The organism is Streptomyces sp. NPDC006552 (assembly GCF_040611655.1).
Classification (GTDB): Bacteria; Actinomycetota; Actinomycetes; order Streptomycetales; family Streptomycetaceae; genus Streptomyces.
Genome location: NZ_JBEXOS010000080.1, coordinates 28,795 through 32,648 on the forward strand (window position 1 = coordinate 28,795; position 3,854 = coordinate 32,648).

Sequence of the window (3,854 nt, forward strand, 5' to 3'; positions counted from 1 at the left end):
GCCGGGGCCGGGGCCGGTGCTCGTGCCAGGTCCGCTGCCTGTGCCGGTGCTCGTGCCAGGTCCGGTGCCGGTGCCGGTGCCGGTGCCAGGGCCAGTGCTCGTGCCAGGGCCGGTGCCCCTACCGGCACCCGTGCCCGTACCGGCACCCGTGCCCGTGCCCGTACCGGCACCCGTGCCCGTACCCGTGCCGGGTTCGGTGGTGCTGGTCGGTCCGGTGGGGGAACCCTTCGTGCCCGGGGTGAGGGTCACCGGGGCTTCGCCTGCCGGGGTGAGGCCCTCGCCGGAGGTGAGCATGTGGTCGACCCCCAACTCCGTACCCAGTTGGGTGATCGCCGTGTCGAGCGTCCCGTCGGCGGGCCAGCCGAGGCCGGTCCGGGTCCCGGTGCCGAGCACCCGGTCGACCTGCTCCCTCGCGTCGGCCGCGAGCCCCACGACGACCTCGGTCAGGTCGTCGGTGTCGGCGCCCGGGTGCCGGGCGAGCGAGGCCAGGTCCGGGTCCGCGTACGGCAGCAGCCACACGTCACGCCCCTTGACCGCCGCCTTGAGCGCGGCGAGCCAGGAGCGCGCCGCGCTCTGCCCGGTGCCGCGCGTGCTGTCCTGCGGGTTGCTGGAACCCGCGCCGTCCGCCAGGCGGTAACCGTCCGCCATCGCCTGCGCGGAGAGCACCAGGTCCGGGTCGAGGACCCAGCTGACCTCGCGGCCCCGGCCCGCGTCGACGACCTCGCGCAGCCGCCCGCCCGCCGCGAACAGCCCGGCCAGCGTGTCGTCGTCGAAGACGGCCTGCGCGCTCGCGCCCGAGCCGAGCGCCGCCGCCGTCTCGTGCGGGGTCGTCATGACCGGCCAGACGACGGCCGCGTGGACCTTGTCCGCGTCCGCGTCCGCCGCCGTGACCGTGCCGGGGTCCGCGGCCCGCGCCTGCGCCGCCGGCAGGGCCGCCGCCCCGAGCACCGCGGCGGACACGACCCAGGCCCGCACCGTCCCGTATCTCGTCATGCCGTCCCGTACCTCCCGCTCGCCGTCACCCGGTCCGGGGTGACACCCGTGGTGCCGAGGTAACACCGCGCGCGAGGCCGCTCAGGGGACCGGACGCGGCGGCGGCGCGTCGGCCCCGGCCGCCCCGGGCCACCGTCAGCCCTCCGTCGCCTCCAGGACGGCGCCGATCCGCAGCAGGTTCCCGTCCGGGTCGACGAGTGCGAACTCCCGCATCCCGTACACCGTGTCGTCCGGCTCCACGAGGCGCGGCGTCGCGTACGGGTCCTCGCTCAGGCCCGTCGCCAGCCACTCCGCGTGCAGCGCGTCCACGACGTGCGCGCCGCCGTCCAGCCGCAGGTACACGGCGTGCGCGGTGGTCAGCGGGTCCGTGTCGGGGGCGTGGAAGAAGTGCAGTTCGGCCTCGTCGCGGACGAGGATCAGATACCCGTCGCCGGGCTGGTGGGCCTCGGCCGCGAAGCCGAGCCGCCCGTAGAAGGAGACCGTCGCCGCCAGGTCGCGGCCCGGCATGATCGGGGCGAGGCGGCCGGTGAGGGGGGTGCGGGACATCGGCGCTCCAGGGGCGTCGGCGGGGGAGCCGATGTCGCCCGATAGAGTGCGGCTCCCTTGACTACACGTAACCCTCCCGAGCATGACGCACCGCGTACGAGGTACCAGGCAGTGACTCCGACGATCCCCGCGCCGCCCCAGGTGACCGTCGTCGGGATCGGCGCCGACGGCTGGCCCGGACTCCCGGAGACCTCCCGCGCCGTCCTGCGCGCCGCCGGAGCCGTCATCGGCGGCCCCCGCCAGCTCGCGCTGCTGCCGGACACGGAGTGCGCCGGGGAACGGGTGGCGTGGCCCTCGCCGCTGCGGCCCGCCGTACCCGGCCTGCTCGCCCGTTACGCGGACCGCCGCCTCGCCGTCCTGGCCAGCGGCGACCCGCTCTTCTACGGGATCGGGCGGACCCTGATCGAGACCGCGGGCGCCGGCGCCATCCGCGTCCTGCCGCACCCGTCCTCCCTCTCCTACGCCTGCGCGCGGCTCGGCTGGCCCGTCGAGGAGACCGAGACCGTCACCCTGGTGGGCCGCCCCGCCGACCGGCTCGCCGCCGCCCTGCACGACGGCCGCCGGGTCCTCGTCCTGTCGGCCGGGGCGCACACCCCCGCCGAGGTGGCCGCCCTGCTCACCGACCGCGGCTACGGACCCAGCCGGCTGACCGTCCTGGCACAGCTGGGCACCGAGGCCGAGACCGCGTACGAAGGCGTCGCCGAGGCGTGGGACCACGGGCCCGCCGACCCCCTGAACGTGATCGCCGTCGACTGCCGCCGCGCCCCCGGCGCGCTGCGGCTCGGCGCGGTGCCCGGACTGCCGGACGCCGCGTACGACAGCGACGGACAGCTCACCAAGCGGCACGTGCGGGCCGCGACCCTCGCCGCGCTCGCCCCCGCCCCCGGCGAACTCCTCTGGGACGTGGGCGGCGGCTCCGGCTCCATCGGCGTCGAATGGCTGCGCACCCACCCCTCGTGCCGGGCGTACGCGGTCGAACGCGACCCGGAGCGGGCCGCGCGGATCGGGCGCAACGCGGCCCGGCTCGGGGTGCCGCAGCTGACCGTCGTGACCGGCCCGGCGCCGGACGCGCTGGCCGATCTGCCCACGCCCGACGCGGTCTTCGTCGGCGGCGGGCTCACCGCGCCCGGCCTTCTCGACCGGTGCTGGGCGGCGCTGCCCCCGGGCGGGCGGCTCGTCGCCAACACCGTGACGCTGGAGTCCGAGGCGCTGCTCGCGGACTGGTACCGGCGCCACGGCGGCGACCTCGTGAAACTGGCCGTCGCGCACGCCGTGCCGGTCGGCGGCTTCACCGGCTGGCGCCAGGCGATGCCGGTCACGCAGTGGTCGGTGACAAAGCCTGTGGCCGCTGTGCCCGGCTGTGAAAATCTCCGAACTCCAGAGGCGGGACAGCCATGACCGTGTACTTCATCGGGGCGGGCCCCGGCGCCGCCGACCTCATCACGGTGCGCGGCGCGCGCACCCTCGCCGCGTGCCAGGTGTGCCTGTACGCGGGCTCGCTCGTACCCCGCGAACTCCTCGCCGAGTGCCCGCCGGACGCGCGGCTCGTCGACACCGCGCGGCTCGATCTCGACGCCATCGAGGCGGAGCTGGTCGCCGCGCACGCCGCCGGGCACGACGTGGCCCGGCTGCACTCGGGCGACCCGTCCGTGTTCAGCGCGGTCGCCGAGCAGATGCGGCGGCTCGACGCGGCGGGCATTCCCTACGAGGTGGTGCCCGGGGTACCGGCGTTCGCGGCGGCCGCGGCGGCGCTGAAGCGGGAGCTGACCGTGCCGACGGTCGGGCAGACGGTCATCCTGACCCGGATCGCGCAGCAGGCCACGCCCATGCCGGCCGGGGAGGACCTGGCGACGCTCGGGGCGAGCGGGGCGTTGCTCGTCCTGCACCTCGGCGCCCGCTATGTCGACCGGATCGTCTCCGAGCTGCTTCCGCACTATGGGGCCGGGTGTCCGGCGGCCGTGGTGGCGTATGCGAGCCGGGCCGACGAGGTGGTGCTGCGGGGGACGTTGGGGGACATCGCGGGGCAGGTGAAGTCGGCGGGTGTGTTGCGTACGGCGGTGATTTTGGTGGGGCGGACGCTCGGGGCCACGCAGTTCCGTGACAGTCATCTGTACTCGGCTGAACGCGACCGACACGCTTGCTGAGCCCGCTGGTGCGGGCCGCGCAGTTCCCCGCGCCCCTGGGTGCGTGCTCGGCTGTCCCGCCGTGGGGCTTCTCGCGCCGTTCCCCGCGCCCCTGAGATGCGCACTGCGTGCGCCATCTCATCGGGCCCATGGGGCTGCGGCGAAGCCGCATGCTCCAGGGGCGCGGGGAAC

General features: G+C 76.1%; 3 protein-coding genes and 1 pseudogene. 2 read left to right on the forward strand and 2 right to left on the reverse strand.

Annotation, left to right across the window (positions count from 1 at the left end):
* Both ABZY33_RS31835 and ABZY33_RS31840 read right to left on the reverse strand, forming a co-directional pair.
* Positions 1–993, reverse strand: a pseudogene (locus ABZY33_RS31835) (hypothetical protein); the annotation flags it as partial.
* A 135-nt stretch (positions 994–1,128) separates the two neighbouring features.
* Positions 1,129–1,539 carry a VOC family protein gene (locus tag ABZY33_RS31840; RefSeq protein ID WP_356495185.1) on the reverse strand — a complete coding sequence of 137 codons (411 nt, stop codon included), beginning with the start codon at positions 1,537–1,539 and terminating at the stop codon, positions 1,129–1,131.
* 111 nt (positions 1,540–1,650) lie between these two features.
* Between ABZY33_RS31840 and cbiE the strand changes: the two genes are divergently transcribed.
* Positions 1,651–2,937, forward strand: a complete 1,287-nt coding sequence (cbiE, locus tag ABZY33_RS31845) for a precorrin-6y C5,15-methyltransferase (decarboxylating) subunit CbiE (protein ID WP_356495186.1) — start codon at positions 1,651–1,653, stop codon at positions 2,935–2,937.
* Complete coding sequence (gene cobM, locus ABZY33_RS31850) at positions 2,934–3,683, forward strand: precorrin-4 C(11)-methyltransferase (RefSeq protein ID WP_356495187.1); 750 nt, start codon at positions 2,934–2,936, stop codon at positions 3,681–3,683. Before cbiE ends, cobM begins: the two co-directional genes overlap by 4 nt.
* Positions 3,684–3,854: the final 171 nt, after the last annotated feature.

Excerpts from the sequence above, each read along its gene's own strand:
- cobM (WP_356495187.1), top strand. The coding sequence starts at position 2,934 with ATGACCGTGTACTTCATCGGGGCGGGCCCCGGCGCCGCCGACCTCATC.
- ABZY33_RS31840 (WP_356495185.1), bottom strand. The coding sequence starts at position 1,539 with ATGTCCCGCACCCCCCTCACCGGCCGCCTCGCCCCGATCATGCCGGGC.